General features: G+C 58.0%; 24 protein-coding genes and 1 pseudogene. 20 read left to right on the plus strand and 5 right to left on the minus strand.

Features of this window, described 5'->3' with window-relative positions; translation table 11 throughout:
• Positions 1-152: 152 nt before the first annotated feature.
• From qseE to glnB, 4 genes are all read left to right on the plus strand, one after another.
• Complete coding sequence (gene qseE, locus N7V53_RS06390) at positions 153-1,589, plus strand: two component system sensor histidine kinase QseE/GlrK (RefSeq protein WP_034813851.1); 1,437 nt, start codon at positions 153-155, stop codon at positions 1,587-1,589.
• Positions 1,586-2,320, plus strand: coding sequence for a two-component system QseEF-associated lipoprotein QseG (qseG, locus tag N7V53_RS06395; RefSeq protein WP_279792777.1), 735 nt, complete (start codon positions 1,586-1,588; stop codon positions 2,318-2,320). Before qseE ends, qseG begins: the two co-directional genes overlap by 4 nt.
• A complete protein-coding gene (gene glrR / locus N7V53_RS06400; protein WP_279792778.1) occupies positions 2,317-3,654 on the plus strand; it encodes a two-component system response regulator GlrR in 1,338 nt (445 codons plus the stop codon). Before qseG ends, glrR begins: the two co-directional genes overlap by 4 nt.
• Before the next feature lie 74 nt (positions 3,655-3,728).
• Positions 3,729-4,067 (plus strand): nitrogen regulatory protein P-II, encoded by a 339-nt coding sequence (gene glnB, locus N7V53_RS06405; RefSeq protein ID WP_023481188.1) that lies wholly within the window; start codon positions 3,729-3,731, stop codon positions 4,065-4,067.
• 37 nt (positions 4,068-4,104) lie between these two features.
• Here the strand turns inward: glnB and hmpA are convergent, their stop codons facing one another.
• On the minus strand, positions 4,105-5,295 hold the full coding sequence (gene hmpA / locus N7V53_RS06410; RefSeq protein WP_279792779.1) for an NO-inducible flavohemoprotein: 1,191 nt from the start codon (positions 5,293-5,295) through the stop codon (positions 4,105-4,107).
• A 317-nt stretch (positions 5,296-5,612) separates the two neighbouring features.
• Here hmpA and glyA point away from each other — a divergent pair, with 317 nt between their 5' ends.
• The gene (gene glyA, locus N7V53_RS06415) at positions 5,613-6,866 is read left to right on the plus strand and encodes a serine hydroxymethyltransferase (RefSeq protein WP_023481167.1); all 1,254 of its coding nucleotides are present in this window, start codon (positions 5,613-5,615) and stop codon (positions 6,864-6,866) included.
• 186 nt (positions 6,867-7,052) lie between these two features.
• Positions 7,053-8,207, plus strand: coding sequence for a 3-phenylpropionate MFS transporter (locus N7V53_RS06420; protein ID WP_279792780.1), 1,155 nt, complete (start codon positions 7,053-7,055; stop codon positions 8,205-8,207).
• Here the strand turns inward: N7V53_RS06420 and csiE are convergent.
• Positions 8,197-9,468 (minus strand): annotated as a pseudogene (gene csiE, locus N7V53_RS06425) (stationary phase inducible protein CsiE); the annotation flags it as partial. The gene N7V53_RS06420 and the pseudogene csiE overlap by 11 nt on opposite strands.
• A gap of 138 nt (positions 9,469-9,606) precedes the next feature.
• On the opposite strand from csiE, the gene N7V53_RS06430 reads away from it, so the two are divergent.
• Positions 9,607-10,245 (plus strand): DUF1007 family protein, encoded by a 639-nt coding sequence (locus tag N7V53_RS06430; protein WP_270222292.1) that lies wholly within the window; start codon positions 9,607-9,609, stop codon positions 10,243-10,245.
• Positions 10,236-11,216: a nickel/cobalt transporter gene (locus N7V53_RS06435; RefSeq protein ID WP_279792782.1), complete on the plus strand. Its 981-nt coding sequence runs from the start codon at positions 10,236-10,238 to the stop codon at positions 11,214-11,216. Before N7V53_RS06430 ends, N7V53_RS06435 begins: the two co-directional genes overlap by 10 nt.
• Positions 11,217-11,640: 424 nt before the next feature.
• Here N7V53_RS06435 and suhB read toward each other — a convergent pair whose 3' ends face one another.
• Positions 11,641-12,444: an inositol-1-monophosphatase gene (gene suhB / locus N7V53_RS06440; protein ID WP_023481152.1), complete on the minus strand. Its 804-nt coding sequence runs from the start codon at positions 12,442-12,444 to the stop codon at positions 11,641-11,643.
• 117 nt (positions 12,445-12,561) lie between these two features.
• On the opposite strand from suhB, the gene trmJ reads away from it, so the two are divergent.
• From trmJ to N7V53_RS06500, 12 genes are all read left to right on the plus strand, one after another.
• The gene (gene trmJ / locus N7V53_RS06445; protein WP_042711559.1) at positions 12,562-13,293 is read left to right on the plus strand and encodes a tRNA (cytosine(32)/uridine(32)-2'-O)-methyltransferase TrmJ; all 732 of its coding nucleotides are present in this window, start codon (positions 12,562-12,564) and stop codon (positions 13,291-13,293) included.
• Positions 13,294-13,469: 176 nt separating this feature from the next.
• Positions 13,470-13,961, plus strand: a complete 492-nt coding sequence (gene iscR, locus N7V53_RS06450; RefSeq protein ID WP_023481145.1) for a Fe-S cluster assembly transcriptional regulator IscR — start codon at positions 13,470-13,472, stop codon at positions 13,959-13,961.
• 119 nt (positions 13,962-14,080) lie between these two features.
• Positions 14,081-15,295: a cysteine desulfurase gene (iscS, locus tag N7V53_RS06455; RefSeq protein WP_023481252.1), complete on the plus strand. Its 1,215-nt coding sequence runs from the start codon at positions 14,081-14,083 to the stop codon at positions 15,293-15,295.
• Positions 15,296-15,325: 30 nt separating this feature from the next.
• Positions 15,326-15,712: a Fe-S cluster assembly scaffold IscU gene (gene iscU / locus N7V53_RS06460; protein ID WP_023481244.1), complete on the plus strand. Its 387-nt coding sequence runs from the start codon at positions 15,326-15,328 to the stop codon at positions 15,710-15,712.
• A 17-nt stretch (positions 15,713-15,729) separates the two neighbouring features.
• Entirely contained in the window at positions 15,730-16,053 is a 324-nt protein-coding gene (gene iscA, locus N7V53_RS06465; protein ID WP_023481184.1) for an iron-sulfur cluster assembly protein IscA, read from the plus strand.
• A 72-nt stretch (positions 16,054-16,125) separates the two neighbouring features.
• Positions 16,126-16,641, plus strand: a complete 516-nt coding sequence (hscB, locus tag N7V53_RS06470; protein ID WP_279792783.1) for a co-chaperone HscB — start codon at positions 16,126-16,128, stop codon at positions 16,639-16,641.
• A gap of 17 nt (positions 16,642-16,658) precedes the next feature.
• Positions 16,659-18,509 (plus strand): Fe-S protein assembly chaperone HscA, encoded by a 1,851-nt coding sequence (gene hscA, locus N7V53_RS06475; protein WP_279792784.1) that lies wholly within the window; start codon positions 16,659-16,661, stop codon positions 18,507-18,509.
• Position 18,510: 1 nt separating this feature from the next.
• Positions 18,511-18,846: an ISC system 2Fe-2S type ferredoxin gene (gene fdx / locus N7V53_RS06480; protein WP_023481163.1), complete on the plus strand. Its 336-nt coding sequence runs from the start codon at positions 18,511-18,513 to the stop codon at positions 18,844-18,846.
• Between the two features lies 1 nt (position 18,847).
• Positions 18,848-19,048 carry a Fe-S cluster assembly protein IscX gene (gene iscX, locus N7V53_RS06485; RefSeq protein ID WP_023481246.1) on the plus strand — a complete coding sequence of 67 codons (201 nt, stop codon included), beginning with the start codon at positions 18,848-18,850 and terminating at the stop codon, positions 19,046-19,048.
• 99 nt (positions 19,049-19,147) lie between these two features.
• Complete coding sequence (pepB, locus tag N7V53_RS06490; RefSeq protein WP_279792785.1) at positions 19,148-20,434, plus strand: aminopeptidase PepB; 1,287 nt, start codon at positions 19,148-19,150, stop codon at positions 20,432-20,434.
• Positions 20,435-20,779: 345 nt separating this feature from the next.
• Complete coding sequence (gene sseB, locus N7V53_RS06495; protein ID WP_270222288.1) at positions 20,780-21,556, plus strand: enhanced serine sensitivity protein SseB; 777 nt, start codon at positions 20,780-20,782, stop codon at positions 21,554-21,556.
• Between the two features lie 109 nt (positions 21,557-21,665).
• Positions 21,666-23,663 (plus strand): M48 family metallopeptidase, encoded by a 1,998-nt coding sequence (locus N7V53_RS06500; RefSeq protein ID WP_279792786.1) that lies wholly within the window; start codon positions 21,666-21,668, stop codon positions 23,661-23,663.
• 204 nt (positions 23,664-23,867) lie between these two features.
• On the opposite strand, the gene N7V53_RS06505 is transcribed toward N7V53_RS06500, so the two are convergent.
• Positions 23,868-24,647 carry a MurR/RpiR family transcriptional regulator gene (locus N7V53_RS06505; RefSeq protein ID WP_042711709.1) on the minus strand — a complete coding sequence of 260 codons (780 nt, stop codon included), beginning with the start codon at positions 24,645-24,647 and terminating at the stop codon, positions 23,868-23,870.
• Positions 24,648-25,490: a 3-mercaptopyruvate sulfurtransferase gene (gene sseA, locus N7V53_RS06510; RefSeq protein ID WP_279792788.1), complete on the minus strand. Its 843-nt coding sequence runs from the start codon at positions 25,488-25,490 to the stop codon at positions 24,648-24,650.
• Between the last annotated feature and the right edge of the window lie 89 nt (positions 25,491-25,579).

A 25,579-nucleotide genomic window follows, 5' to 3' on the forward strand; every position in this document is an offset into this window, starting at 1 on the left:
TGATCATTGCGTAGCTTTATCAGACATCGGGCGAAACGTCGAGTTAGGCACCGCCTAATTACATAACAAAGCCGGGCTTTTGCCCGGCTTTGTTGTTCTTTACCCCGTCACTCAGCTAGCATCTCTGTACCTTATCCTGCGAGAGTACCGCCTTGAAACGCTGGCCCGCTTTTCCCCGCTCCTTACGCCAACTGGTTATGATGGCGTTCCTGCTTATTTTACTGCCGCTGCTGGTGTTAGCCTGGCAAGCCTGGCAGAGCCTCAATGCGCTCAGCGCCCAGGCCCTGTTAACTAACCGCACGACGCTGATTGACGCCCGCCGCAGTGAAGCGATGACCAACGCCGCGCTGGAGATGGAGCGCAGCTACCGCCAGTACTGCGTGCTGGATGACGCCACCCTTGAGCGGGTCTACCAGAATCAGCGCAAGCGCTATAGCGAGATGCTGGAGGCCCATGCCGGTGTTTTACCCGATGACAGACTCTACCAGGCGCTGCGCCAGGATCTGAACGATCTCGCCCAGTTGCAGTGCGCCAACAGCGGCCCATCACCTGCCGCCTCTGCGCAGCTGGAGGCGTTTGCGGCGGCGAATACGGAGATGGTGCAGTCGACCCGCGCCGTGGTCTTCTCGCGCGGGCAGCAGCTCCAGCTGGAGATCGCCGAGCGCGGTCAGTTCTTCGGCTGGCAGGCGCTGGTGCTCTTTTTAGTCAGCCTGGCGCTGATGCTGCTCTTTACCCGCATGATTATCGGCCCGGTGAAGGGCATTGAGCGGATGATTAACCGGCTGGGGGAGGGGCGTCCACTGGCGCAAAGCGTGGTGTTTAGCGGCCCGCGCGAGCTGCGCTATGTTGGCGAACGTATTATCTGGCTGAGCGAACGGCTGGCGTGGCTTGAGTCGCAGCGCCACCAGTTTTTACGCCATATCTCCCATGAGCTGAAAACGCCGCTCGCCAGTATGCGCGAAGGCACCGAGCTGCTTGCCGACCAGGTGGTCGGGCCGCTTTCGCCGGAGCAGAAAGAGGTGGTTGAGATCCTCGATGCCAGCAGCCGCAACCTGCAAAAATTGATTGAGCAGCTGCTGGATTACAACCGCAAGCTGGCTGGTGGATCGGTCGAGCTGGAGGCAGTGGAGCTGGCACCGCTGGTGGAGATGGTGCTCTCCGCGCACAGCCTGCCAGCGCGAGCTAAAATGATGCATACCGAAATCGCGCTCGATGCGACAACCTGCCAGGCCGAGCCGATGCTGCTGATGAGCGTGCTGGATAATCTTTACTCCAACGCGGTGCACTATGGGGCTGAATCCGGTACCATTCGTCTCCACAGTTATAGTACCGGCGCACGGTTGCGCATTGACGTAGCGAATACCGGCACCCCGATCCCCGAGGCGGAGCGCGAGATGATTTTTGAGCCCTTCTTTCAGGGAAGCCACCAACGCAAAGGCGCGGTTAAAGGCAGCGGGCTGGGGTTGAGCATCGCCAGAGACTGTATCCGCAGAATGCAGGGTGAACTGCATCTGGTAACGGACAGCAAGGACGATGTCTGTTTCCGTATTGAGCTACCGCTTGTCGCGCCGGAAAAATCAACGCAATGAATATAAATCTGGTGAGTATGTCGCATCTCTTTTCCCGCGTGGTCAACGCGATGACACAGCAATCGGGCTGGCTGCGCGCGCTTCCTTGCCTGCTACTGGCAGGCTGCGTGACGCAAACGCCGCAAAGCGCTATTCATGACAATAAAAAACCGCAGCTTCCCGATCGCCAACTGGCCGACTTTTTATTAACGGATTGCAATGATATCTGGACCTTGTCGGGGCAGAGTGTCGACAGCAACCCGCTGTTCTGGCTGCGCGGCATGGATTGCGCCCAGCGTTTATCGCCCGCGGCTGCGCGCGCGGAAGCGCGTGCATGGTCAGACGCGACCTGGCAGGCGACATTCCGCCGCGGCATTTTGCTCTCGAATGCCAAAATCTCGCCCCTTGAGCGCCGTGACTATACCGATCGTCTCGATGCCTTAAGCCCGTCGATCCCGGCGCAGGTGCGCCCGCTGTTTGAACTCTGGCGCGATGGTGAAAAAGCACAGCTACAGTTAGCCGAAGAGCGTAGCCGCTACACGAAATTGCAGCAATCCGCCGACAGCGAGCTCGACAAACTGCGCGCCCAGCAGCAATTCCTGCACGAGCAGCTTGATACCACCACCCGCAAGCTGGAAAACCTCACCGACATTGAACGGCGTCTCTCGATTCGCAAACCGGCGCCTGCCGATATGCCGGACAGCGCGCATCCGGCGAAAGGCGACGCCGATCAGCAGGAGGCGAAACCATGACCAATCGCAAACCGGCGCATCTGCTGCTGGTGGATGACGATCCCGGCCTGCTGAAGCTCCTCGGGCTGCGCCTGACCAGCGAAGGCTACAGCATTGTCACCGCCGAAAGCGGGCAGGAGGGGTTACGCATTCTCGCGCGTGAGAAGGTCGATCTGGTAATAAGCGACCTGCGCATGGATGAGATGGACGGTATGCAGCTTTTTGCCGAGATCCAGCGCATGCAGCCGGGCATGCCGGTGATTATTCTCACCGCGCACGGCTCAATCCCCGATGCCGTTGCCGCCACGCAGCAGGGGGTTTTCAGCTTTCTTACCAAGCCGGTGGATAAAGACGCGCTCTATAAGGCCATCGACGATGCGCTGGAGCACAGCGGCTCCGCCAGCGACGATCAGTGGCGTGAAACCATTGTCACCCGCAGCCCACTGATGTTGCGCCTGCTTGAACAGGCGCGGATGGTGGCGCAGTCCGATGTCAGCGTGCTGATTAACGGCCAGAGCGGCACCGGTAAAGAGGTGCTGGCGCAGGCGATCCACAATGCCAGCCCGCGCAGTAAAAACGCCTTTATCGCCATCAACTGCGGCGCGCTGCCGGAGCAGCTGCTGGAGTCTGAACTCTTTGGTCACGCGCGCGGAGCTTTTACCGGCGCGGTGAGCAGCCGGGAAGGGCTGTTCCAGGCGGCAGAGGGCGGGACGCTGTTTCTTGATGAGATTGGCGATATGCCGATCCCGTTACAGGTCAAACTGCTGCGTGTATTACAGGAGCGCAAGGTGCGCCCGCTCGGCAGCAACCGCGATATCGATATCAATGTGCGCATTATTTCAGCGACGCACCGCGATCTGCCAAAAGCGATGGCGCGCGGCGAGTTTCGTGAAGATCTCTACTATCGCCTCAACGTAGTCAGCCTGAAGATACCGGCGCTGGCGGAGCGCGCGGAGGATATTCCGCTGCTTGCTAACCACCTGCTGCGCCAGTCGGCGGACCGCCATAAGCCGTTTGTGCGCGCCTTTTCCACCGACGCGATGAAGCGGCTGATGACCGCCAGTTGGCCCGGTAACGTGCGCCAACTGGTGAACGTGATTGAGCAGTGCGTGGCGCTCACCTCGTCGCCGGTGATCAGCGATGCGCTGGTCGAGCAGGCGCTGGAAGGGGAGAACACCGCGCTGCCGACCTTTGTCGAAGCGCGTAACCAGTTCGAACTCAACTACCTGCGCAAGCTGCTGCAAATCACCAAAGGCAACGTGACGCACGCGGCACGGATGGCGGGGCGCAACCGCACCGAATTTTACAAACTCCTCTCCCGCCATGAACTGGATGCCAATGACTTTAAAGAGTAAAGGCGAAATGATTATGGTACTGTGAGCAACCGATTACGATGCAGCAGACTGGCAAGAGCGTGTAAGGAACGACCATGAAAAAGATTGATGCGATTATTAAACCTTTCAAACTGGATGATGTGCGTGAAGCGCTGGCTGAAGTCGGCATCACCGGGATGACGGTAACGGAAGTGAAGGGTTTTGGTCGTCAGAAAGGCCACACCGAACTCTACCGTGGCGCAGAGTATATGGTGGATTTTCTGCCGAAGGTGAAGATTGAGATCGTGGTGGGCGACGACATTGTCGACACCTGCGTCGATACCATTATCCGTACCGCGCAGACCGGTAAAATCGGCGACGGCAAAATCTTCGTCTTTGACGTCGCGCGCGTGGTGCGTATTCGTACCGGCGAAGAAGACGACGCCGCCATCTGATTTTTCGCCCTCACCGCGCACGGTGAGGGCATCTTGCTTACAGCACCTTGTGCGGGCCGAAGCACTCATAGTGAATGCGATCGCTGCCCACACCAAGCGTCACCAACTGCTCAGCCGCAAACTGCATAAACGCCACCGGCCCGCAGAGATAAAACTGCATCTCCCCGTCACTCAGCCGATCTTTCATCTCCGTAAGCGCCATCAGCCCGGTGCTGTTAAACAGCTCGGCCTGCTCATCCGCCGCGTTTGGCTGGCGATACCAGACATGCTGATAAAAGTGCGGCAGGTTGGCACCCAGCTCGCTTACCTCATCGGTAAAGGCATGCACATCGCCGTTTTCCGCTGCATGGAACCAGTTAACCTGCGCGCGGTGATGTCTGTACGCGAGATGGTGCAGCATCGCCAGCATCGGCGTCTGACCCACGCCTGCGGAGATGAGCGAGACCGGTGTCCGCGGCTTCACATCCAGGAAGAAATCACCGGCCGGCGCAGCAAGATAAACAACATCGCCAGGCTTCGCTTCATCATGCAGCCAGTTTGAGACCTGACCGCCATCTTCGCGTTTCACCGCAATACGGTAGCTTTTGCCGTTTGGCTCGCGGGTGAGAGAGTACTGGCGGATCTCCTGATGCGGAAAGCCTTCCGGCTTCAGCCATACGGCAAGGTACTGACCCGGACGGTAATCGGCGACCGGCTGGCCGTCGACCGGCTCGAACTCAAAACTGGTGATCAGCGCGCTGCGCTGCACTCGCTCCACCAGGCGGAACGCGCGCGTCCCTTCCCAGCCGCCTTTTTTATCGGCGTGCTCGCGGTAAATCTCCGCTTCACGATTGATAAACACGCCCGCCAGCACGCCATAAGCTTTGCCCCACGCATCCAGCACCTCTTGCCCTGGCTGGAACATCTCATCAATGGTCGCCAGCAGATGTTCGCCGACGATGTCATATTGCTGCGGCTGGATCTGGAAGCTGGTGTGCTTCTGGGCAATTTTTTCAACGGCGGGGAGCAGGGCGGCGAGATTATCAATATTCGCAGCGTAAGCGGCAATGGCGTTAAACAGCGCTTCACGCTGATCGCCGTTGCGCTGATTGCTCATATTGAAAATCTCTTTCAACTCGGGGTTGTGTTGAAACATCCGATCGTAGAAGTGAGCGGTCAGTTTCGGCCCGGTTGCGGCGAGTAGCGGGAGGGTGGATTTAACGGTGGCGATGGTCTGAGCGTCGAGCATAATGGCATCCTTCTGAACATACATATTTAAAGTTGTATTTTAAATGCATCTTAAAGCCACGAGCATTAGCTTGTAAAGGGCGTAATGAATGAGGGGTTATCGAACGTGAAGAAGTTGCATCACAAAGCTGAAAAGAAATCCCTTTCCCGACCGAAGCCCGTTATTGCTCAAAGCCTTGTGCGACGGGTAGCCAATCGTTTGCGCAAAAACCTTTGTCAAGACCTGTTCTCAGAATATTAATCAGTTATACTGTCAGCCGTCCCCGAAATCGGGCCCTCATTGAGAGTTGTTTTTGTTAGCTGAGTCAGGAGATGCGGATGTTAAAGCGTGAAATGAACATTGCCGATTATGATGCCGAATTGTGGCAGGCTATGGAGCAGGAGAAAGTACGTCAGGAAGAGCACATTGAACTGATCGCCTCCGAAAACTACACCAGCCCGCGCGTTATGCAGGCGCAGGGATCTCAGCTGACGAACAAATATGCCGAAGGTTACCCGGGCAAGCGTTACTACGGCGGCTGTGAATATGTCGATATCGTTGAACAGCTGGCGATCGACCGCGCGAAAGAGCTGTTTGGCGCAGATTACGCCAACGTTCAGCCGCACTCTGGCTCACAGGCTAACTTCGCCGTCTACACCACGCTGCTGGAGCCGGGCGATACCGTGCTCGGTATGAACCTGGCGCACGGCGGCCACCTGACTCACGGCTCTCCGGTTAACTTCTCCGGCAAACTCTACAACATCGTCCCTTACGGCATCGATGAAACGGGCCACATTGATTACAACGAACTCAATGAGCAGGCGCAAAAACATAAGCCGAAAATGATCATCGGCGGCTTCTCTGCTTACTCCGGCGTGGTTGACTGGGCCAAAATGCGTGAAATCGCTGACAGCATCGGCGCCTATCTGTTTGTCGATATGGCACACGTTGCCGGTCTGATTGCCGCAGGCGTCTACCCGAACCCGGTTCCGCATGCGCACGTTGTTACCACCACTACCCACAAAACCCTGGCGGGTCCGCGCGGCGGCCTGATCCTGGCGAAGGGCGGTAGCGAAGAGCTGTACAAAAAACTGAACTCTGCCGTCTTCCCTGGCGGCCAGGGCGGCCCGCTGATGCACGTTATCGCTGGTAAAGCGGTGGCGCTGAAAGAGGCGATGGAGCCGGAGTTCAAAACCTACCAGCAGCAGGTTGCGAAAAACGCCAAAGCGATGGTGGAAGTGTTCCTTGCGCGCGGCTACAACGTGGTTTCAGGCGGTACCGATAACCACCTCTTCCTGCTGGATCTGGTTGATAAAAATCTGACCGGTAAAGAAGCGGACGCTGCGCTGGGCCGTGCCAACATCACGGTTAACAAAAACAGCGTGCCGAACGATCCGAAGAGCCCGTTTGTCACCTCCGGTATCCGCGTCGGTACGCCGGCTGTGACCCGTCGCGGCTTCAAAGAAGCGGAAGTTAAAGAGCTGGCAGGCTGGATGTGTGACGTGCTGGACAGCATCAACGACGAAGCTGTGATTGAGCGCACAAAACAAAAAGTGCTGGATATCTGCGCCCGTTTCCCGGTTTACGCATAAGTTTCCGACATCAAACAAGCCCGCTTCCTGTGAAGCGGGCTTTTTTTTGCCTGCTCGCCAGCGATGCATTCTGCCCGGCGCGTTTTAATGTTGCAAAACCTGCGCTTAGGCAAATTTGTTACCTGATTGTTGCTTGCCAGGCCAGGCGTTTGCCGCCAGACTAACGCTTCGATTCAGGAGGAAATCATGGTTCTGCAGTCAACGCGCTGGCTGGCGCTCGCTTATTTCACCTACTTTTTCAGTTACGGCATCTTCTTACCCTTCTGGGGCGTCTGGCTCAAAGGCGTCGGGTTAACCCCGGAAATCATCGGTATGCTGCTTGGCGCCGGTCTCGTTGCCCGTTTTCTCGGTAGCCTGTTGATTGCCCCGCGCGTAAGCGACCCCTCCCGATTAATTACCGCCCTGCGCGTGCTGGCGCTGGCTACGCTTATCTTTGCGATGGCCTTCTACGCCGGAAGCCATGTCGCCTGGCTGGCGGTGATTATCGTTGGCTTTAACCTCTTCTTCTCGCCGCTGGTGCCGCTGACGGATGCGCTGGCGGGCACGTGGCAAAAACAGTTTCCAATGGATTATGGCCGCGTCAGGGTGTGGGGATCGATCGCCTTCGTGATTGGCTCGGCGCTGACCGGCAAACTGGTCAGCCTTTATGACTACCGGGCGATTCTGGTGATGCTGTCGCTCGGTACTGCCTCAATGCTGCTTGGTATGCTGTTACGCCCGACGATTATGCCACAGGGTGAAAACCGCCAGCAGGATGGGGCAGGCTGGCCCGCCTGGCGCGCGTTGATTATGCAGAACTGGCGCTTTCTCGCCTGCGTTTCGTTGTTACAGGGCGCGCACGCGGCCTATTACGGTTTCAGCGCCATCTACTGGCAGTCGGTGGGCTACTCCGCCTCAACGGTGGGCTATTTGTGGTCACTGGGCGTGGTGGCAGAAGTGGTGATTTTTACGCTCAGCAATCGTCTTTTCCGCCGCTTCAGCGCGCGCGATCTGCTGCTGCTCTCGGCGGTGTGCGGTCTGGTTCGCTGGAGTCTGATGGGCTGGACCATTGCGCTGCCGTGGCTGGTTGTCGCGCAGATCCTGCACTGCGGTACCTTCACGGTGTGTCACCTGGCGGCCATGCGTTATATCTCCGCCCGGCAGGGCAGTGAGGTGATCCGGTTACAGGCGGTCTACTCCGCCGTGGCGATGGGCGGAAGTATTGCCCTGATGACGATGATCGCCGGTTTCCTCTTCGAACACCTGCATCAGGGGCTGTTTTTCATTATGGCACTGCTGGCACTGCCAGCGCTGGTCCTGCGTCCAACGGTCGCCGCGCAGAAGGGGAGCCCTCAAGCATAATGCGAATATGCTCCTGCTGCTGGTCGCTCAGCAGCCCGTCGGTGTGGATCAGCGGCGCAGAGAAGAGCGGCAGCGGCGTGGTGTAAGGGGTAATGATAAGCGTCACATCTTTTGGCGCACCCTCTTCGCGGAAGCTCTCCAGCGGCAAGTAACGAATGGTGAGCGGCAGCAGCGTTAACTCGCGCAGCTGCTGCTCAATCTCCTGCTCTCTGGCGCTATCGTCGCCAGTAATCAGCACCAGCTGCTTCTCATGCAGATCGCTCTCCTGCATCAGCCAGGCCCCGAAAATCACCGCTACCAGTCCCGCTTCCTCATCGCTAAAGCGCAGCCCATACTCCGTTTCCAGCCCCTCTAACGCCGTGCGTGTGGTGCGCATCAGGCGCGGGTAGAGCTGATTAATCTCTGCCGGCAATGCGTTATCGATGCCGATGCCAAACAAACTGCGATCCAGCGCCTGGGCGAGGTGGATATAGAGCTGATTGGTCAGCCCCTGCTCGTCGCTAAAATGCATGCCGGAGAGCTGGTGGAAGTGGGCAATCATCTGCCTGATGGCCAGGCGCAGGCGGTGATCCTGTTGATGATCGTCGTTGCCCGGATCGGGCGTGCGCACCAGCATAAACAGCAGGGCTAAAAAGAGGTGCTCATTCTCATGGGCGGTGGCGGCAACGCGGCGCTGCCAGTGGCGGACAATATCTTGCGCTACCAGATACTCGGCGCGCATCTGCGCCCATGCTTGCTGAACAGGGTTAAACTCCGGGGAATGGCCGCTATGATGCTGCAACAGGCAGTACTGCAAATAGAGACCCAAAAACTGGCGATCGCGACACTCAAACGAGCGTTTAAGGCGGCGCGAACAGAGGTTGATCAACGCATGCAGATTAATATCGTCATAGAGTGTGCGCGCAATGCCCTGTTGTTTAAGCGCCGTTTTTAAAGCGGGCGTAAAGTGTTCAGTAATAAATTCCGGGCAGAGGCGCAGGGCGCGGCGCAGCCAGTGCAGCAGGCACAGGCGCTGATCGAGCGGCGTGCCTTCGATGCGGTAACCGCCATCACCGTAGGGAACGATGGAAAGCCGGTGGTAAAGTTGGATCTCGCTTTGCGTCTCCGCGATATCCTGCAGGGCTACGGTATCATCTACGCCATTAATGGCGCTGATGTTTTTCATGGTGATACCTTGTCCCGGCAGGGCAAGCAGCAGTAGCACCTGGCAGCGACGCTGCGGGCTGGAGAGCACAGATGGTGGGGTCAGCGTCATGGTCATCTGTCAGGGTCCAGTTAGGGTTGGGAAAAAGGGCTATTTGATAAGCGTAGTTAAAGGTATCTTGAGCGACAGCGCAGCCGCCGCATTTTCGACCAGGAATGCCGGGGAGCATCACAGAATTTTTCACGTGAGGAAGAGATGCAATCAGTTAAACAGTGGGTATTGGGGCTTTTTCTCGCGCTTTTATCGTTTTCTCTTATGGCGCACCCGCACAGCTTTATCGTGATGAAGACGCAACTGGTTGGCGAAAACGGCCAGTTTACCGGCCTGAAAATGCGCTGGACGATGGATGAGATCACCTCCGCTGACCTGCTGTATGACGCCGGTAACGCAAAGCCCGGCGAGGAGATCTGGAAAAAGCTGGCGGCGGAAGTGATGGCAAACGTGCTCGGCCAGCACTACTTCACCGAAGTGTGGCATAACGGGCAGAAGGTGAAGTTCCTTAATCGTCCGAGCGAGTATGGCCTCGCGCGTGAGGCGCACCAGGCGGTGCTGACCTTTGTGCTGCCGCTGGCGGAGCCGCAGCCGCTGAAGGGGCAGAAATACACCTTCTCGACCTTCGATCCCACCTATTACGTGGATATGCGCTACGACAAAGAGAGCGATGTCACGCTGCCCGCGGCGCTGCAATCGAGCTGTAAAACCACGCTACATACACCGAAACCCGGCGAAGAGGTGCTGAGTTACGCGCAGTCGCTGGATAAGACCGACGCCCCGGAGGAGGATATGGAACTGGGTAAACAGTTTGCTCAAACGGTGACGCTGCTATGTCAGTAATCAGCCAACAGATGGCGCGCAAACGGCGCGTATTGCAGTGGTGGCCGCTGCTGCTGTTTATGGTGATGGCCGTGCTCGGCGCGCTCTGGCTCTGGCAGGCGTGGCCGCAGGTGGTGATGAGAAGCGCGCTCTGGCAGCGCGAAGTGAATATACAGATGAGCACGCTGCTGAAAGCGGTGGCCGAAAACCCGACCAAAGCGGGCGGCACGCTGCTGCTGTTCAGCTTCGTCTATGGCGTGCTGCATGCGCTGGGGCCAGGTCATGGCAAAGTGGTGATCACCACCTGGCTTGCGACCCATCCCTCAAAATTAAAACCCGCTATCGGCCTGACGCTGGCATCCTCTCTGCTACAGGGGCTGGTGGCGATTTTACTGGTGGTTGTGGTGCTGAGCCTGCTGGCGCTGCCCGCCCGGCAGTTGCACCTGAGCGGCTACTGGCTGGAGAAGGGGAGTTATCTGCTGGTCGGCGTGCTGGGGCTGCTGCTCTGCTGGCGCGCGCTTAAGCGCCTGCGTCAGTTGCTGATCGTGCCAAAGTTTCGCGCCTTTACGCCGCACCATGTTCACCACGACAACTGCGGATGCGGTCATCAACATTTGCCGACGCAGACGCAGCTGCAAAACGGCGGTGACTGGCGCGCGCGGCTGATGATTGTTCTGTCGATGGGGATGCGGCCCTGTTCCGGCGCCATTATGGTGCTGCTGTTCAGTAAAGTGATTGGCGTTTTCGCCTGGGGAGTGGCCTCTGCGCTGGCGATGGCCGCCGGAACCTCGCTGACCATCAGCGGGCTGGCGTTGCTGGTACACGGCTTTCGCCAGCTGGCGGTGAAAATAAGCGGTAAGCGCGCGCCGGTGCTGTGGCGGCAAATCGGCTGGACGACGCTGGCATTAGCGGGTGGCGTGGTGCTGGTGAGTGCGGCAGTGGTGATGTGGATGAGCGCATTACCGCCGGGCGGCGGATTACGCCCCTTTTAATCCAGGCTAAGGTGCTGCTTTTTGTTGCCGGATGGCGGCGCAAGGCCTTATCCGGCCTACGTGTTGCGGGGTGCGGCTTTTGTTGCCGGATGGCGGCGCAAGGCCTTATCCGGCCTACATGTTGCGGGGTGCGGCTTTTGTTGCCGGATGGCGGCGTAAACGCCTTATCCGGCCTACGTGTTGCGGGGTGTTGCTTTTTATTGCCGGATGGCGGCGCAAGGCCTTATCCGGCCTGCGTGTTGCGGGGTGTTGCTTTTTATTGCCGGATGGCGGCGCAAGGCCTTATCCGGCCTACATGTTGCGGGGTGCTGCTTTTGTTGCCGGATGGCGGCGCAACGCCTTATCCGGCCTACTGGGCCTGCTTTTGTAGGCCTGATAAGCGTAGCGCCATCAGGCAATTCACAAAACCCTGCCTGCGAGAGGATTAACGCTTCAGCGCGTCGCTCAGCTCTTCACGCATATTTGCCAGCATCGCTTTCACCACGCGCGGGTTACCGGCGACGAGGTTGCCGGTCATCATATAGTTATGACCGCCGGTGAAATCGCACACCAGACCGCCCGCTTCGCGAACCAGCAGTTCACCTGCGGCGAAATCCCACGGCTTCAGGCCAATCTCAAAGAAACCATCAACGCGACCGGCGGCAACATAGGCCAGATCCAGCGCGGCAGAACCGGTGCGGCGGAAGTCCGCGCATTCGGTAAACAGTTTGCCAATGATGTTGATATAGGTAGTTGCGTGCTGCTTCGCCTTGAACGGGAAGCCGGTCGCCAGAATGGTGCCGTCCAGATCGCGAGCGGTGCTGCCGCGCAGGCGGTAACCGTTGAGCTGTGCGCCCTGGCCACGAGTCGCAGTGAAGAGTTCGTTACGCATCGGATCGTAAACGACCGCAACTTCTGTGCGACCTTTAATACGAACGGCGATAGATACCGCGAAGTGCGGCAGGCGTTTGATGAAGTTAGTAGTGCCATCCAGAGGATCGATAACCCATTGTACATCCGGGTCGGTGCCTTCGTGCTCGCCACTCTCTTCGGTGATGATGGTGTGTTGCGGGTAAGATTTGCGGATGGTGTCGATAATTACCGCTTCAGCAGCTTTATCAACGTTGGTCACGAAATCATTGCTGCCTTTCTGGCTGGTCTCTACGGTGTCAGGTGTTTCGTAGTTTTTGGCAATTAAATTACCCGCCTTGCGCGCAGCACGCACGGCGATATTCAGCATCGGATGCATCGATATCTCTCACTGGATGTTAAAGAACGGAAAACGGCGCGTATCATACCAGCGAATTCGAATTATGTCTCAGCTTTATGATAGTATCCGGCAATATTCTTTAGCCGTAGAAAACCTATGCTGCAAAATATTCGTATTGTCTTAGTTGAAACCTCCCATACCGGCAACATGGGCTCCGTTGCCCGAGCCATGAAAACCATGGGCTTAACCAATCTCTGGCTGGTTAACCCGCTGGTCAAACCCGATTCACAAGCTATTGCGCTGGCCGCAGGTGCCAGCGATGTGATCGGCAATGCGCAGATCGTCGATACCTTAGATGAAGCCTTAGCCGGTTGTAGCCTGGTGGTGGGCACCAGCGCACGTTCACGCACGCTGCCGTGGCCGATGCTCGACCCGCGCGAATGCGGTCTGAAGAGCATCGGTGAAGCGGAACACGCACCGGTAGCGTTAGTGTTTGGCCGCGAGCGCGTTGGGCTTACCAATGAAGAGTTGCAGAAGTGCCACTATCACGTGGCGATTGCTGCCAACCCGGAGTACAGCTCGCTGAACCTGGCGATGGCGGTACAGGTAATCGCTTATGAAGTGCGCATGGCGTGGCTGGCAAAGCAGGAGAGCGATGCGCCGACCGCAGAGCAGGAAGAGACGCCTTACCCGCTGGTCGACGATCTCGAGCGCTTCTACGGTCACCTGGAGCAGACGCTGCTCTCCACCGGTTTTATCCGTGAAAGCCACCCCGGCCAGGTGATGAATAAACTGCGCCGCCTCTTCACTCGCGCCCGTCCGGAGAGCCAGGAATTGAACATCCTGCGCGGCATTCTGGCGTCAATTGAGCAGAAGCAAAAAGGGTAATTCAGGCAACAAACCCTGTCCTGGCGGGCGATTAAGCGAAGCGGCGAATACTTGACTAAAACAGTCAACTAAATAGTTGACCATTTTAGTCAGGAATGTCAGACTTGCGTCTGCTATGCAACGTTAACATTTTAATAATAAACCCCGGGCAGGGGCGAGTTTGAGGCTTGTAAGACATGAGACTGACATCTAAAGGGCGTTATGCCGTGACCGCAATGCTGGACGTTGCGCTCAACTCCGAATCGGGCCCGGTGCCGTTGGCTGATATTTCCGAGCGTCAGGGAATTTCCCTCTCCTACCTGGAGCAGCTTTTTTCCCGCCTGCGTAAAAACGGCCTGGTTTCCAGCGTACGTGGTCCCGGCGGTGGTTATCTGCTGGGCAAAGATGCGAACAGCATCGCCGTCGGCGAAGTGATTAGCGCCGTTGACGAATCTGTCGATGCGACCCGTTGCCAGGGTAAAGGTGGCTGCCAGGGCGGCGATAAGTGCCTGACCCACGCGCTGTGGCGCGATCTGAGCGATCGCCTGACCGGTTTCCTGAACAACATCACCCTCGGTGAGCTGGTGAATAATCAGGAAATCCTCGACGTCTCTGACCGTCAGCACAGCAACGAATCCCATCGTAACACCCGTGGCCAGGACGCGATCGACGTTAAGCTGCGCGCATAATAATTAAACTGAATTCAGAATCGGGCCAGGGCATCGACTGATGCCCTGTTAACACGGTCGTACATCCAGCCGGTTGCCTGATTCCTTGCATTAGAGCGATGTACGGAGTTTAAAGAGCAATGAAATTACCGATCTATCTCGATTACTCCGCAACCACGCCGGTGGATCCGCGTGTTGCCGAGAAAATGATGCAGTTTCTCACCCTGGACGGGACCTTTGGTAACCCTGCTTCCCGTTCGCACCGTTTCGGCTGGCAGGCTGAAGAGGCGGTAGATATCGCCCGCAACCAGATTGCTGAACTGGTCGGCGCTGACCCGCGCGAAATCGTCTTCACCTCCGGTGCAACCGAATCCGACAACCTGGCGATTAAAGGCGCTGCCAATTTCTACCAGAAAAAAGGCAAGCACATCATCACCAGCAAAACCGAACACAAAGCCGTGCTGGACACCTGTCGCCAGCTCGAGCGCGAAGGGTTTGAAGTGACTTACCTCGCCCCGCAGCGCAACGGCATTATCGATCTGAAAGAACTCGAAGCGGCGATGCGTGACGACACCATCATCGTTTCTATCATGCACGTGAATAACGAAATCGGCGTGGTGCAGGATATCGCGGCTATCGGCGAAATGTGCCGTGCGCGCGGTATTATCTACCACGTTGACGCCACCCAGAGCGTCGGCAAACTGCCGATCGATCTGAGCCAGCTGAAAGTCGATCTGATGTCCTTCTCCGGCCATAAAATCTACGGCCCGAAAGGTATCGGCGCACTCTACGTACAGCGTAAACCGCGTATCCGTATCGAAGCGCAGATGCACGGCGGCGGTCACGAGCGCGGCATGCGTTCCGGTACCCTGCCTGTTCACCAGATCGTTGGCATGGGCGAAGCTTACCGTATCGCGAAAGAAGAGATGGAGAGCGAAATGGCGCGTCTGCGCGTGCTGCGCAACCGTCTGTGGAACGGCATCAACGATATCGAAGAAGTCTATCTGAACGGCGATCTCGAACACGGCGCGCCGAACATCCTCAACGTCAGCTTTAACTACGTTGAAGGCGAGTCGCTGATCATGGCGCTGAAAGATCTGGCTGTCTCTTCTGGTTCAGCCTGTACCTCTGCAAGCCTGGAACCGTCCTACGTGCTGCGCGCGTTGGGCATGAATGATGAACTGGCGCACAGCTCCATCCGTTTCTCTTTAGGGCGTTTCACCACTGAAGAAGAGATTGACTACACCATCGAGCTGGTCCGCAAATCCATCGGCCGTCTGCGCGATCTCTCTCCGCTGTGGGAGATGTTCAAGCAGGGCGTGGATCTCGAATCCATCGAATGGGCTCATCATTAATTTTAGGTTGCGCAAACAGGAGAATAAAAAATGGCTTATAGCGAAAAAGTAATCGATCACTACGAAAACCCGCGCAACGTTGGCTCGTTCGACAACGGCGATAACAGCATCGGTAGCGGCATGGTTGGCGCACCGGCGTGTGGCGACGTGATGAAACTGCAGATCAAAGTTAACGATAAAGGCATTATCGAAGACGCGCGTTTCAAAACTTACGGCTGTGGCTCTGCCATCGCCTCCAGCTCGCTGGTCACCGAATGGGTGAAGGGCAAGTCTCTGGACGAAGCGCAGGCGATCAAGAACACCGATATCGCCGAAGAGCTGGAACTGCCGCCGGTTAAAATCCACTGCTCTATCCTGGCAGAAGATGCGATTAAAGCCGCGATTGCGGATTACAAAAGTAAACAAGACGCGAAATAAGGCAGGAGGTTGTTGTCATGTCCATTAGCCTCAGCGACAGTGCCGCCGCGCGAGTAAATGCCTTCCTGGCCAACCGTGGTAAAGGGTTTGGCCTGCGCCTGGGGGTGAGAACCTCCGGTTGTTCTGGTATGGCTTACGTGCTGGAATTTGTCGACGCACCGAACGATGAAGATACGGTGTTCGAAGACAAAGGCGTGAAGGTAGTGGTTGACGGCAAAAGCCTGCAGTTCCTCGACGGCACTCAGCTGGACTTCGTAAAAGAAGGCCTCAACGAAGGGTTTAAGTTCACCAACCCGAACGTGAAAGATGAGTGCGGTTGCGGCGAAAGCTTCCACGTCTAATCGCCTCTGACGATGACCCCACCGCAGTCGCCTGCGCGTGGGGTTTGTTACGATTGCATACCCGGAATTGTTATGGATTACTTCACCCTCTTTGGGTTGCCGGCCCAGTACCCACTCGACACCCAGGCGCTGGCCACGCGTTTCCAGGATCTGCAACGGCAGTTCCACCCCGATCGCTTCGCCAGCCAGCCGCAGTCAGAGCAACTGGCCGCCGTACAGCACTCCGCGACCATCAACCAGGCATGGCAAACCCTGCGCCATCCGCTGCTGCGCGCAGAGTATCTGCTCTCGCTGCACGGCTTCGATCTGGCCTCTGAACAGCACACCGTGCGCGACACCGCTTTCCTGATGGAACAGCTGGAACTGCGCGAAGAGCTGGATGAGATTGGCCAGGCTGAAGATGCCTCCCGTCTGGAAGCGTTTCAGGCGCGCATCAAAGGCATGTATGACGCCCGTCACCAGCAGATGGTTGAGCAACTTGATGCACAAGCGTGGGAGACGGCGGCGGATACCGTGCGTAAACTACGTTTTCTCGATAAACTGCGCAGCTCAACAGAACAACTCGAAGAAAAACTGCTCGGTTTTTAAATTTCTGGAAGCACATCATGGCCTTATTACAAATCAGTGAACCGGGTCTGAGCGCCGCACCGCACCAGCGTCGGCTGGCGGCAGGCATCGACCTCGGGACCACCAACTCGCTGGTGGCGACGGTACGTAGCGGCCAGGCGGAAACGCTGGCCGACAGCGCCGGGCGCCATCTGCTCCCCTCTGTCGTCCACTATCAGGCCGAAAGCCACGTGGTTGGCTTTGATGCGCGCAACAACGCTGCGCTCGATTCGGTCAACACCATCAGCTCGGTAAAACGCCTGATGGGCCGCAGCCTTGCCGATATCCAGGCGCGTTATCCGCACCTGCCGTGGCAGTTCCAGGCGAGCGAAAACGGCCTGCCGATGATTGTCACCCGCGCCGGTCTGGTTAACCCGATCCGCGTCTCTGCCGATATCCTCAAAGCCCTGGCTGCCCGCGCGCAAGAATCGCTGGCTGGCGAGCTGGATGGCGTAGTGATCACCGTGCCTGCCTATTTCGATGACGCTCAGCGTCAGGGCACCAAAGACGCCGCACGTCTGGCGGGCCTGCACGTGCTGCGCCTGCTGAACGAACCGACGGCGGCGGCGATTGCCTACGGTCTCGACTCCGGTAAAGAGGGCGTTATTGCCGTCTACGATCTCGGCGGCGGCACCTTTGATATCTCGATCCTGCGCCTGAGCCGCGGCGTGTTTGAAGTGCTGGCTACCGGCGGCGATTCCGCTCTCGGCGGCGACGATTTCGATCACCTGCTGGCGGACTTTATCTGCCAGCAGGCGGGCATCTCCGAACGCAGCGACGCTCGTCAGCAACGCGAACTGCTGGATGCGGCGATTGCTGCCAAAATCGCCCTGAGCGATGCCGACCGCGTGGCGGTCAACGTCGCGGGCTGGCAGGGTGAAATCACCCGCGAGCAGTTCGACGCGTTAATCGCGCCGCTGGTAAAACGCACGCTGCTCTCCTGCCGCCGCGCCCTGAAAGATGCGGGCGTTGAAGCTGATGAGGTGCTGGAAGTGGTGATGGTCGGCGGTTCGACCCGCGTGCCGCTGGTGCGCGAACGCGTGGGCGAGTTTTTTGGCCGCACGCCGCTGACCTCCATCGACCCGGATAAAGTGGTCGCCATTGGCGCGGCTATCCAGGCTGATATTCTGGTCGGCAACAAGCCGGACAGCGAAATGCTGCTGCTGGATGTCATCCCGCTGTCGTTAGGGCTGGAGACCATGGGTGGCCTGGTTGAGAAGGTGATCCCGCGTAACACCACCATTCCGGTGGCGCGTGCGCAGGAGTTCACCACCTTCAAAGATGGGCAAACCGCGATGTCGATCCACGTGATGCAGGGCGAGCGTGAACTGGTGAGCGACTGCCGCTCGCTGGCGCGTTTCTCACTGCGCGGCATCCCGGCAATGCCAGCGGGCGGGGCGCATATTCGCGTTACCTTCCAGGTGGATGCCGATGGCCTGCTGAGCGTCACGGCGATGGAAAAATCGACCGGCGTGGAAGCCTCCATCCAGGTGAAACCCTCTTACGGGCTGACCGACGGTGAAATCGCCGACATGATCAAAGACTCCATGAGTTTCGCCGAGCAGGACGTGAAAGCGCGCATGCTGGCGGAGCAGAAAGTGGAAGCCGCGCGCGTGCTGGAGAGTGTCACCAGCGCGATCGCCGCGGATGCCGCGCTGCTAAGCGCCGCAGAGCGGGCGGAAATCGACGAGGCGGTCGCGCAGCTGCGCGCGGTTGCCGAAACCGATGATACCGACGCCATCGAACACGCCATTAAAAATGTAGATAAACAAACCCAGGAATTCGCCGCGCGTCGTATGGACCAGTCCGTACGCAGCGCATTAAAAGGCCATTCCGTCGACGAGGTTTAATATGCCTAAAATTGTTTTTCTGCCTCATCAGGACCTCTGTCCGGATGGCGCAGTTCTGGAAGCTAAGAGCGGTGAAACGATTCTGGATGTCGCCCTGCGCGGCGGCATTGAGATTGAACACGCCTGTGAGAAATCCTGCGCCTGCACCACCTGCCACTGTGTGGTGCGTGAAGGGTTTGACTCGCTGCCGGAAAGCAGCGAAGACGAAGATGACATGCTGGATAAAGCCTGGGGTCTGGAGCCGGAGAGCCGTTTAGGCTGCCAGGCACGCATCACCGATGAAGATCTGGTGGTCGAGATCCCGCGTTACACCATCAACCACGCGCGGGAGCACTAAGATGGGGCTGAAGTGGACCGACAGCCGTGAAATCGGCGAAGCGCTGTATGACAGCCGCCCGGACGTTGACCCGACCACCGTACGTTTCACCGATATGCATCAGTGGATCTGCGAGCTGGAAGAGTTTGATGACGATCCGGCTGCATCGAATGAAAAAATTCTTGAAGCGATTCTGCTAGTCTGGTTAGACGAAGCAGCATAATCATCAAACGGGCTGCCTTCGGGTGGCCCGTTTTTATGGACACAACCGTTGGCCGGAGCAGGCATTTGCCATCCGGCGATTGTGAAAAGGATAAAAAGAATGACAGAAGCTATGAAAGTCACCCTCACCACGCAGCCCGCCGACGCGCGCTGGGGTGAAAAAGCAGCCTACAGCATCAACAACGACGGCATCGCACTGCACTTAACCGGCAAAGACGATCTTGGCCTTATTCAGCGCGCGGCGCGCAAAATCGACGGCCTCGGCATCAAACACGTCGCCCTGAGCGGCGAAGGGTGGGACGCGGATCGCAGCTGGGCGTTCTGGTCCGGCTATAAAGGCCCGAAAGGGACGCGTAAAGTCGAATGGGCGCAGCTTGATGAAGCAGAGCAGAAAGAGCTGGATAGCCGCCTGAAAGTGATCGACTGGGTGCGCGACACCATCAATGCCTCGGCGGAAGAGCTAGGGCCGGAGCAGCTGGCGCAGCGCGCGGTCGATCTGCTCTTCAGCGTTGGCGGCGACAAGGTTTCTTACCGCATTACCAAAGGCGAAGATCTGCGCGAGCAAAATTACATGGGGCTGCATACCGTAGGGCGCGGCTCCGAGCGCCCACCGGTGCTGCTGGCGCTTGATTACAACCCGACCGGTAACCCGGATGCGCCGGTCTATGCCGCGCTGGTGGGTAAAGGCATCACCTTTGATACCGGTGGCTACAGCCTGAAGCAGAGCGCATTTATGGATTCGATGAAATCCGATATGGGCGGTGCGGCGCTGGTTACCGGTGCGCTGGCGTTTGCCATCAACCGTGGCCTGAACAAGCGCGTTAAGCTATGGCTCTGCTGCGCTGACAATATGGTCAGCGGCAATGCGTTTAAGCTGGGCGATATTATTCACTACCGCAACGGTAAAAAAGTTGAGGTGATGAACACCGACGCGGAAGGGCGTCTGGTGCTGGCAGATGGGCTGATTGACGCTTCTGCGCAAAAACCGCAGCTGATTATCGATGCCGCGACGCTGACCGGTGCGGCGAAAACCGCGCTGGGCAATGATTACCATGCGCTGTTCAGTTTCGATGACGCGCTGGCGGGCCGCCTGCTTAGCAGCGCAGCGGCGGAAAACGAGCCGTTCTGGCGTCTGCCGCTGGCGGAGTTCCACCGTCACCAGTTGCCGTCCAACTTTGCCGAGCTGAATAACACCGCCAGTGCGGCCTTCCCGGCAGGGGCGAGCACCGCCGCCGGTTTCCTTTCGCACTTTGTGGAAAACTATCAGCAGGGCTGGCTGCATATCGACTGCTCGGCGACCTATCGTAAATCCGCCGTTGAGCAGTGGGCTGCCGGTGCGACAGGGCTGGGTGTACGCACCGTTGCCAATCTGTTGACCGCAGAGTAAGCGGTGTGCCTGATGGCGCTACGCTTATCAGGCCTACAAAAGCAACCGTAGGCCGGATAAGGCGTTTACGCCGCCATCCGGCAATAAGGCGGCACCCGAGCCACGGGTTGCGCCCGAAACGTAGGCCGGATAAGGCAACGCCGCCATCCGGCAATAAAGCGGCCCCGTAGCCACAGTTTGCGCTCGAAACGTAGGCCGGATAAGGCGTTTCGCCGCCATCCGGCAATAAAGCGGCACCCGAGCCACGGGTTGCGCTCGTAAACGTAGGCCGGATAAGGCAACGCCGCCATCCGGCAATGCGCAAAACCCGGGCGCGATGACGCACCAAAACGAACCAGAGATCCTATGTCTGAAACGAAAAACGAATTAGAAACCCTGCTTGAGCAGGCGGCGACCGAACCCGCTTACCGTCCGGCCTTTTTCCGCACACTGCTCGACTCTACCGTCTGGGTGCCAGGCAATGCCGCAGAAGGCGAAGCGGTGGTGGAAGAGAGCGCGCTCGATATCCAGCACTGGGAAAAAGATGACGGCACCTCGGTGATCCCCTTTTTCACCTCCCTTGCAGCGCTGCAACAGGCGGTCGACGACGAGCAGGCCTTTGTGGTGATGCCCGCGCGCACGCTGTTTGAAATGACGCTCGGCGAAACCCTGTTCCTTAACGCTAAACTCCCGACCGGAAAAGAGTTCACCCCACGTGAAATCAGCCATCTGGTTGGCGAAGAGGGCAGCCCGCTCAGCCAGCAAGAGGTACTTGAAGGCGGTACCGCGCTGCTGCTCTCGGAAGTTGCCGAGCCGCCCGCGCAGATGGTCGACTCCCTGACCACGCTGTTCAAAAGCATCAAAACCGTTAAACGCGCCTTTATCTGCTCCATCAAAGAGCAGGCCGACGCGCAGGCGAACCTGTTAATCGGCATTGAAGCCGAAGGCGATATTGAAGAGATCATTCATGCCGCGGGCAGCGTGGCGACCGATACGCTGCCGGGCGATGAGCCAGTTGATATCTGCCAGGTCACCGAAGGCGAGAAGGGCATCAGCCACTTTATGCTGGCGCACATTACGCCCTTCTACGAGCGCCGCTGGGGCAGCTTCCTGCGCGATTTCAAAACCAACCGCATTATCTAAAGTCTCAGGCGGTACGCCCCGTACCGCTTACCCCCCTAAATTCGTGGGGAATGTTTTCAGTCCAACCCTGTGGTAGGGTGCGCTTTTACGTTTCTTTACGGTTAAGGTTATGGACAGAAAAACTCTGCTCTACTGCTTCGGCGTGCCCCTCTTATTGCTTGTTTATGCCTGCTGGCAAAACATTCGCATCGATGATGGCTATGTCTACCAGGTCACGCGATATGGCACCGTCGGGCACAGCGCAGCGGCCGATCTGCTGCGCCACTTTCTGTCGAAAGCCGGTATCTTTCTCTCTCTGTTGGCGCTGCTTGCCAGCACCAGCGCGGTAGCGCTCTGTTTCTACAGCGTGCGCAGGGCGCGCATCTCCGCCGATCATCTGATTGTCGCCTTCAACCTCTGTCGCAAACTGCTGCCTTTTATCATGGTTACCGTGATGTCCTGCATCGGTTTTGCGCTGATCGCGGTCTTCTTGTATGAAATCTGCTGGCTCTACACCCTGGGGCCTGCGAGCGCGTTAAACATCAAACTGGTGCTGTTCATCCTGCTGGTGATTGGCTCCCTGCTGATTATGGTGTTGAAGAGCCTCTTCCTGCTGAAAAAATGTTTCACCCTGTTTGAGCCGCAGGATATGGAGGTGCACGGCACCGCCGTGCGCGAAAACGATGCGCCCGAACTCTGGCGCTGGGTCAGGGAGCTTGCACAGCGCGGGCAGGCAATAGTCCCGGATAATATTGTGGTGGGCCTGTTCGAAGGCTTCTACGTCACCGCAAGCCCGGTGCAAATCGAGAAGGGCGAACGGCTTACCGGCAACACCCTCTATTTCCCGCTCAGCTATGCGGCGTTTATGAATAAAGAGGAGGTGGCAGCGGTCATCGGTCACGAGCTGGGGCACTTCTCCGGTAATGACACCCTCTATACGCTGCACTTTGCCGGGCTTTATGCCGGGATGGAGAACAGCCTCAACTACTTCTATCGTGATGTTGGCGGCAGCGGCTGGCTGGAGCGCCTGGCGCTCAACCCGACCATCCATCTTGGTACGTGGTTTTTCCGCCAGTTCCACGAAACGGTGAGTGGCTGGAGCCGCGTGCGTGAACTGGCGGCCGATGCCGCCGGCGCGCGCACCAGTTCATCGATGGCGCTTGCCGCGTCGCTGCTGCGTTTCTCCGCCCTCAATGAGCGTTTTCAGGGGCCGATGGAGCAGTTCTTCCAGCGCAAGCTGGCAACCGACGATCTGGTGCATAGCCTCTTTAGCGAACTGCGCAGCGGCGATCGGTTCGATCTCTCTGCCTCACTTGAAGAGGCGCTGGCGCACCCGACCGACAGCCATCCGCCGACCCGTGCGCGCATTGAACAGTTGAAAGTTCCGCTGGATGAGGCGTTGATGGCGCAAGCTTCACGCCCGGTCGAGGAAGCGGATTATCTCTGGATGCGCAGCCTGTTTCGCGATGCATCTGCGCTCTCGAAGGCGCTAACCAGCGGCATGGCCAGCGAAGTTGACGCCCATTACGAGGCTTATCAGTCTGAGCTTAAGGATCTCGCTTCCCGCGCCACCGATACGCTGGTGGTCTCACTGCGCAAGAAAAATTTGTGGATCTTCGTTGGGCTGACGGTGCTCTGCGCCGCGGCCGCGGTGATGGTGTTTAGTCTAAGCATTACGTGGAATTCATCCGCCAATAGCCCGATGGATATGATCACCTTCGGTCTCGTGGCCGGTGCGCTGCTCTTTGCGCTGGCAAGCTGGACAATGTACACCCGCGTGCGCCAGCCGCTCTTTACGTTGACGGCGCAGGGGATTGAGAGCTACCAGCTCAGCGCGCCGTTTATGCTCGACGCGATCGAGAATATTGGCATTCGCAGCATTAACGATTGGGTGTTTATCGATCTTTTCTGGCGCGAAGGTTATCAGCCGCCGAAGCTGGTTGTCAGCCGACTGGTGCGCAACTTCATCTTCGAGCCGAAAAACCGCAAAGTGGTGCTGAGCCTGCCCGGCGGCCTGTTGAAAGGCGAGAAGCGCGAGAAGTTGTCCATCGAGGAGTTTTACGTCGCGCTTAATGAATACGCGGAAAGCGCATGGGCACGCCGGGAGTTGTCGAAACATTCGGCGTGAGATTGCCGATGGCGATTCACGGTTTCGGTGCTGCGTTAATGCCGGATGGCGGCATAAATGCCTTATCCGGCCTACGGTTTCGGTGCCGTGTGAATGCCGGATGGCGGCATAAATGCCTTATCCGGCCTACGGTTTTGCGAGTTTGCAAAGTACCGCTTTTGTAGGCCTGATAAGCGTAGCGCCATCAGGCATTTTTCCGCACAGCTACCCGGCCTGCGTCGCTTCCAGCAATAGCAGGTCCATCAGCAGCACCAGGTTGGACTCAAACGAGGTGATCCCCGCCGCTTCGGCGGCGAAATGCACCGCCTCGTCGTAAAGGGCGAAATGCACATCTGCCAGCGCCGCCAGCGAATTGGCCGAGGCGCGGGTAAAGGCCACCACCGTCATCCCCACCGTGCGCGCAATCCGCGCCTTATCCAGCACCTGCTCGGTCTCGCCGCTGCGCGAAACGGCAATAAACACCTGATAACGCGCGGCGTTGCTGAGAAAGATATTGCGGCTGTCGCCGGGGCCGGAGATAAACGCCGTCTTGCCCAAAACCTGTAACTTTTTGGTCAGGTACTCGGCAAACAGATAAGAAAACCCCGCGCCGTAGAGAAAAAAGCTCTCCCGCTCGCGCAGCAGGCTGGCAAACTGCCGCCGCTTCTCCTCGGTCACCCACTGAAAGGTGTGCTGATAATTGACCATAAACTGCTGGAACAGAGCGGGCAGCTCGGCGACGCCGTCATGGTGCTGCTCCGCCAGGTGCGGCGTATCCGCCAGCAGTTGCTTGCAGTGCCAGATAAACTCGCTAAAACCGCTAAACCCCAGCTTCTGACAGAGACGAATAATCGTCGCTGTCGAAACATAGGTCGCCTGCGCCAGCGCGCGAACAGTAATGTTGCCCACCAGCAGCGGATGCTCCGTAAGGTGAGCCAGCACGCGATATTCAGCGCGGGAGAGCGACTCCCCGCGCGTCAGCAGAGGCGCAAGTCGGTTATCCATCTACGCGCTTTCGACAGGCAGATCGTCGCGCGCGCCCCATTCACTCCACGAGCCGTCATAGAGCGTTGCCGTATTGACGCCGAGGGTCTCCAGCGCCAGCAGCACCACTGCGGCGGTCACGCCGGAGCCACAGCTGGCGATAATCGGCTTATGCAGATCAACACCCTGGTGCTGGAAAATACGCAGCAGTTCATCGGTAGTTTTCAGTTCACCGTCCGCCACCAGATCGACCCACGGCACATTGAGCGCGCCGGAAATATGGCCGCGCTTGAGGCCTGGGCGCGGCTCGTCCACCTCGCCGCTAAAACGCGGTGCCGGACGGGCATCGACCAGCTGCGCTGTGCCTTCGTGGCTCGCCAGCAGCACATCGGTTACTTTTTTCACCACGGAAGGATCGAAATTGGCGGTGAAATCAGACTCCGGCAGCGCAACATCGCCCTGCTGTAACGGCAGGGCATCACGCTGCCAGCCCGCCAGCCCACCGGCGAGAATGGAGACCTTCTCAACGCCGACCTTGCGCAGCATCCACCAGGCACGCGGCGCGGAGAAGAGGTTACCTTCGTCATACACCACCAGGTGTTTATCCTGGCAGACGCCTAACTCGCGCATGGCGACGGCAAACGTCTCCGGACGAGAGAGCATATGGGGCAGGGGAGAGGTGTGATCGGAGAGGGCTTCAATATCAAAAAAGACCGCACCGGGCAGGTGTCCGGCGCGGTACTCCGCTTTCATATCGCGATGCTCCTGGCCAACCGGCGCCATTCTGGCGTCAATTAGCTGGATTTCAGGGTCATCGCTGTGCTCTATCAGCCAGTCGGCCGCGACAAAAAAAGAGGTGGACATGGTGCCTCCGGGTCATCAACAGTTATCTGAATTGTTAACGTTTTTTCACTACCCGACAAGCTACCATCTCTCGCGTCGCGAGCCACCTC

The organism is Kosakonia sp. HypNH10 (genome assembly GCF_029850615.1).
Classification (GTDB): domain Bacteria; phylum Pseudomonadota; class Gammaproteobacteria; order Enterobacterales; family Enterobacteriaceae; genus Kosakonia; species Kosakonia cowanii.

What these genes read in the sequence shown, in the direction of transcription:
- qseG (WP_279792777.1), top strand. Translation starts at nt 1,586, where the DNA reads ATGAATATAAATCTGGTGAGTATGTCGCATCTCTTTTCCCGCGTGGTC.
- glrR (WP_279792778.1), top strand. Translation starts at nt 2,317, where the DNA reads ATGACCAATCGCAAACCGGCGCATCTGCTGCTGGTGGATGACGATCCC.
- glnB (WP_023481188.1), top strand. Translation starts at nt 3,729, where the DNA reads ATGAAAAAGATTGATGCGATTATTAAACCTTTCAAACTGGATGATGTG.
- hmpA (WP_279792779.1), bottom strand. Translation starts at nt 5,295, where the DNA reads ATGCTCGACGCTCAGACCATCGCCACCGTTAAATCCACCCTCCCGCTA.
- glyA (WP_023481167.1), top strand. Translation starts at nt 5,613, where the DNA reads ATGTTAAAGCGTGAAATGAACATTGCCGATTATGATGCCGAATTGTGG.
- N7V53_RS06420 (WP_279792780.1), top strand. Translation starts at nt 7,053, where the DNA reads ATGGTTCTGCAGTCAACGCGCTGGCTGGCGCTCGCTTATTTCACCTAC.
- N7V53_RS06430 (WP_270222292.1), top strand. Translation starts at nt 9,607, where the DNA reads ATGCAATCAGTTAAACAGTGGGTATTGGGGCTTTTTCTCGCGCTTTTA.
- N7V53_RS06435 (WP_279792782.1), top strand. Translation starts at nt 10,236, where the DNA reads ATGTCAGTAATCAGCCAACAGATGGCGCGCAAACGGCGCGTATTGCAG.
- suhB (WP_023481152.1), bottom strand. Translation starts at nt 12,444, where the DNA reads ATGCATCCGATGCTGAATATCGCCGTGCGTGCTGCGCGCAAGGCGGGT.
- trmJ (WP_042711559.1), top strand. Translation starts at nt 12,562, where the DNA reads ATGCTGCAAAATATTCGTATTGTCTTAGTTGAAACCTCCCATACCGGC.
- iscR (WP_023481145.1), top strand. Translation starts at nt 13,470, where the DNA reads ATGAGACTGACATCTAAAGGGCGTTATGCCGTGACCGCAATGCTGGAC.
- iscS (WP_023481252.1), top strand. Translation starts at nt 14,081, where the DNA reads ATGAAATTACCGATCTATCTCGATTACTCCGCAACCACGCCGGTGGAT.
- iscU (WP_023481244.1), top strand. Translation starts at nt 15,326, where the DNA reads ATGGCTTATAGCGAAAAAGTAATCGATCACTACGAAAACCCGCGCAAC.
- iscA (WP_023481184.1), top strand. Translation starts at nt 15,730, where the DNA reads ATGTCCATTAGCCTCAGCGACAGTGCCGCCGCGCGAGTAAATGCCTTC.
- hscB (WP_279792783.1), top strand. Translation starts at nt 16,126, where the DNA reads ATGGATTACTTCACCCTCTTTGGGTTGCCGGCCCAGTACCCACTCGAC.
- hscA (WP_279792784.1), top strand. Translation starts at nt 16,659, where the DNA reads ATGGCCTTATTACAAATCAGTGAACCGGGTCTGAGCGCCGCACCGCAC.
- fdx (WP_023481163.1), top strand. Translation starts at nt 18,511, where the DNA reads ATGCCTAAAATTGTTTTTCTGCCTCATCAGGACCTCTGTCCGGATGGC.
- iscX (WP_023481246.1), top strand. Translation starts at nt 18,848, where the DNA reads ATGGGGCTGAAGTGGACCGACAGCCGTGAAATCGGCGAAGCGCTGTAT.
- pepB (WP_279792785.1), top strand. Translation starts at nt 19,148, where the DNA reads ATGACAGAAGCTATGAAAGTCACCCTCACCACGCAGCCCGCCGACGCG.
- sseB (WP_270222288.1), top strand. Translation starts at nt 20,780, where the DNA reads ATGTCTGAAACGAAAAACGAATTAGAAACCCTGCTTGAGCAGGCGGCG.
- N7V53_RS06500 (WP_279792786.1), top strand. Translation starts at nt 21,666, where the DNA reads ATGGACAGAAAAACTCTGCTCTACTGCTTCGGCGTGCCCCTCTTATTG.
- N7V53_RS06505 (WP_042711709.1), bottom strand. Translation starts at nt 24,647, where the DNA reads ATGGATAACCGACTTGCGCCTCTGCTGACGCGCGGGGAGTCGCTCTCC.
- sseA (WP_279792788.1), bottom strand. Translation starts at nt 25,490, where the DNA reads ATGTCCACCTCTTTTTTTGTCGCGGCCGACTGGCTGATAGAGCACAGC.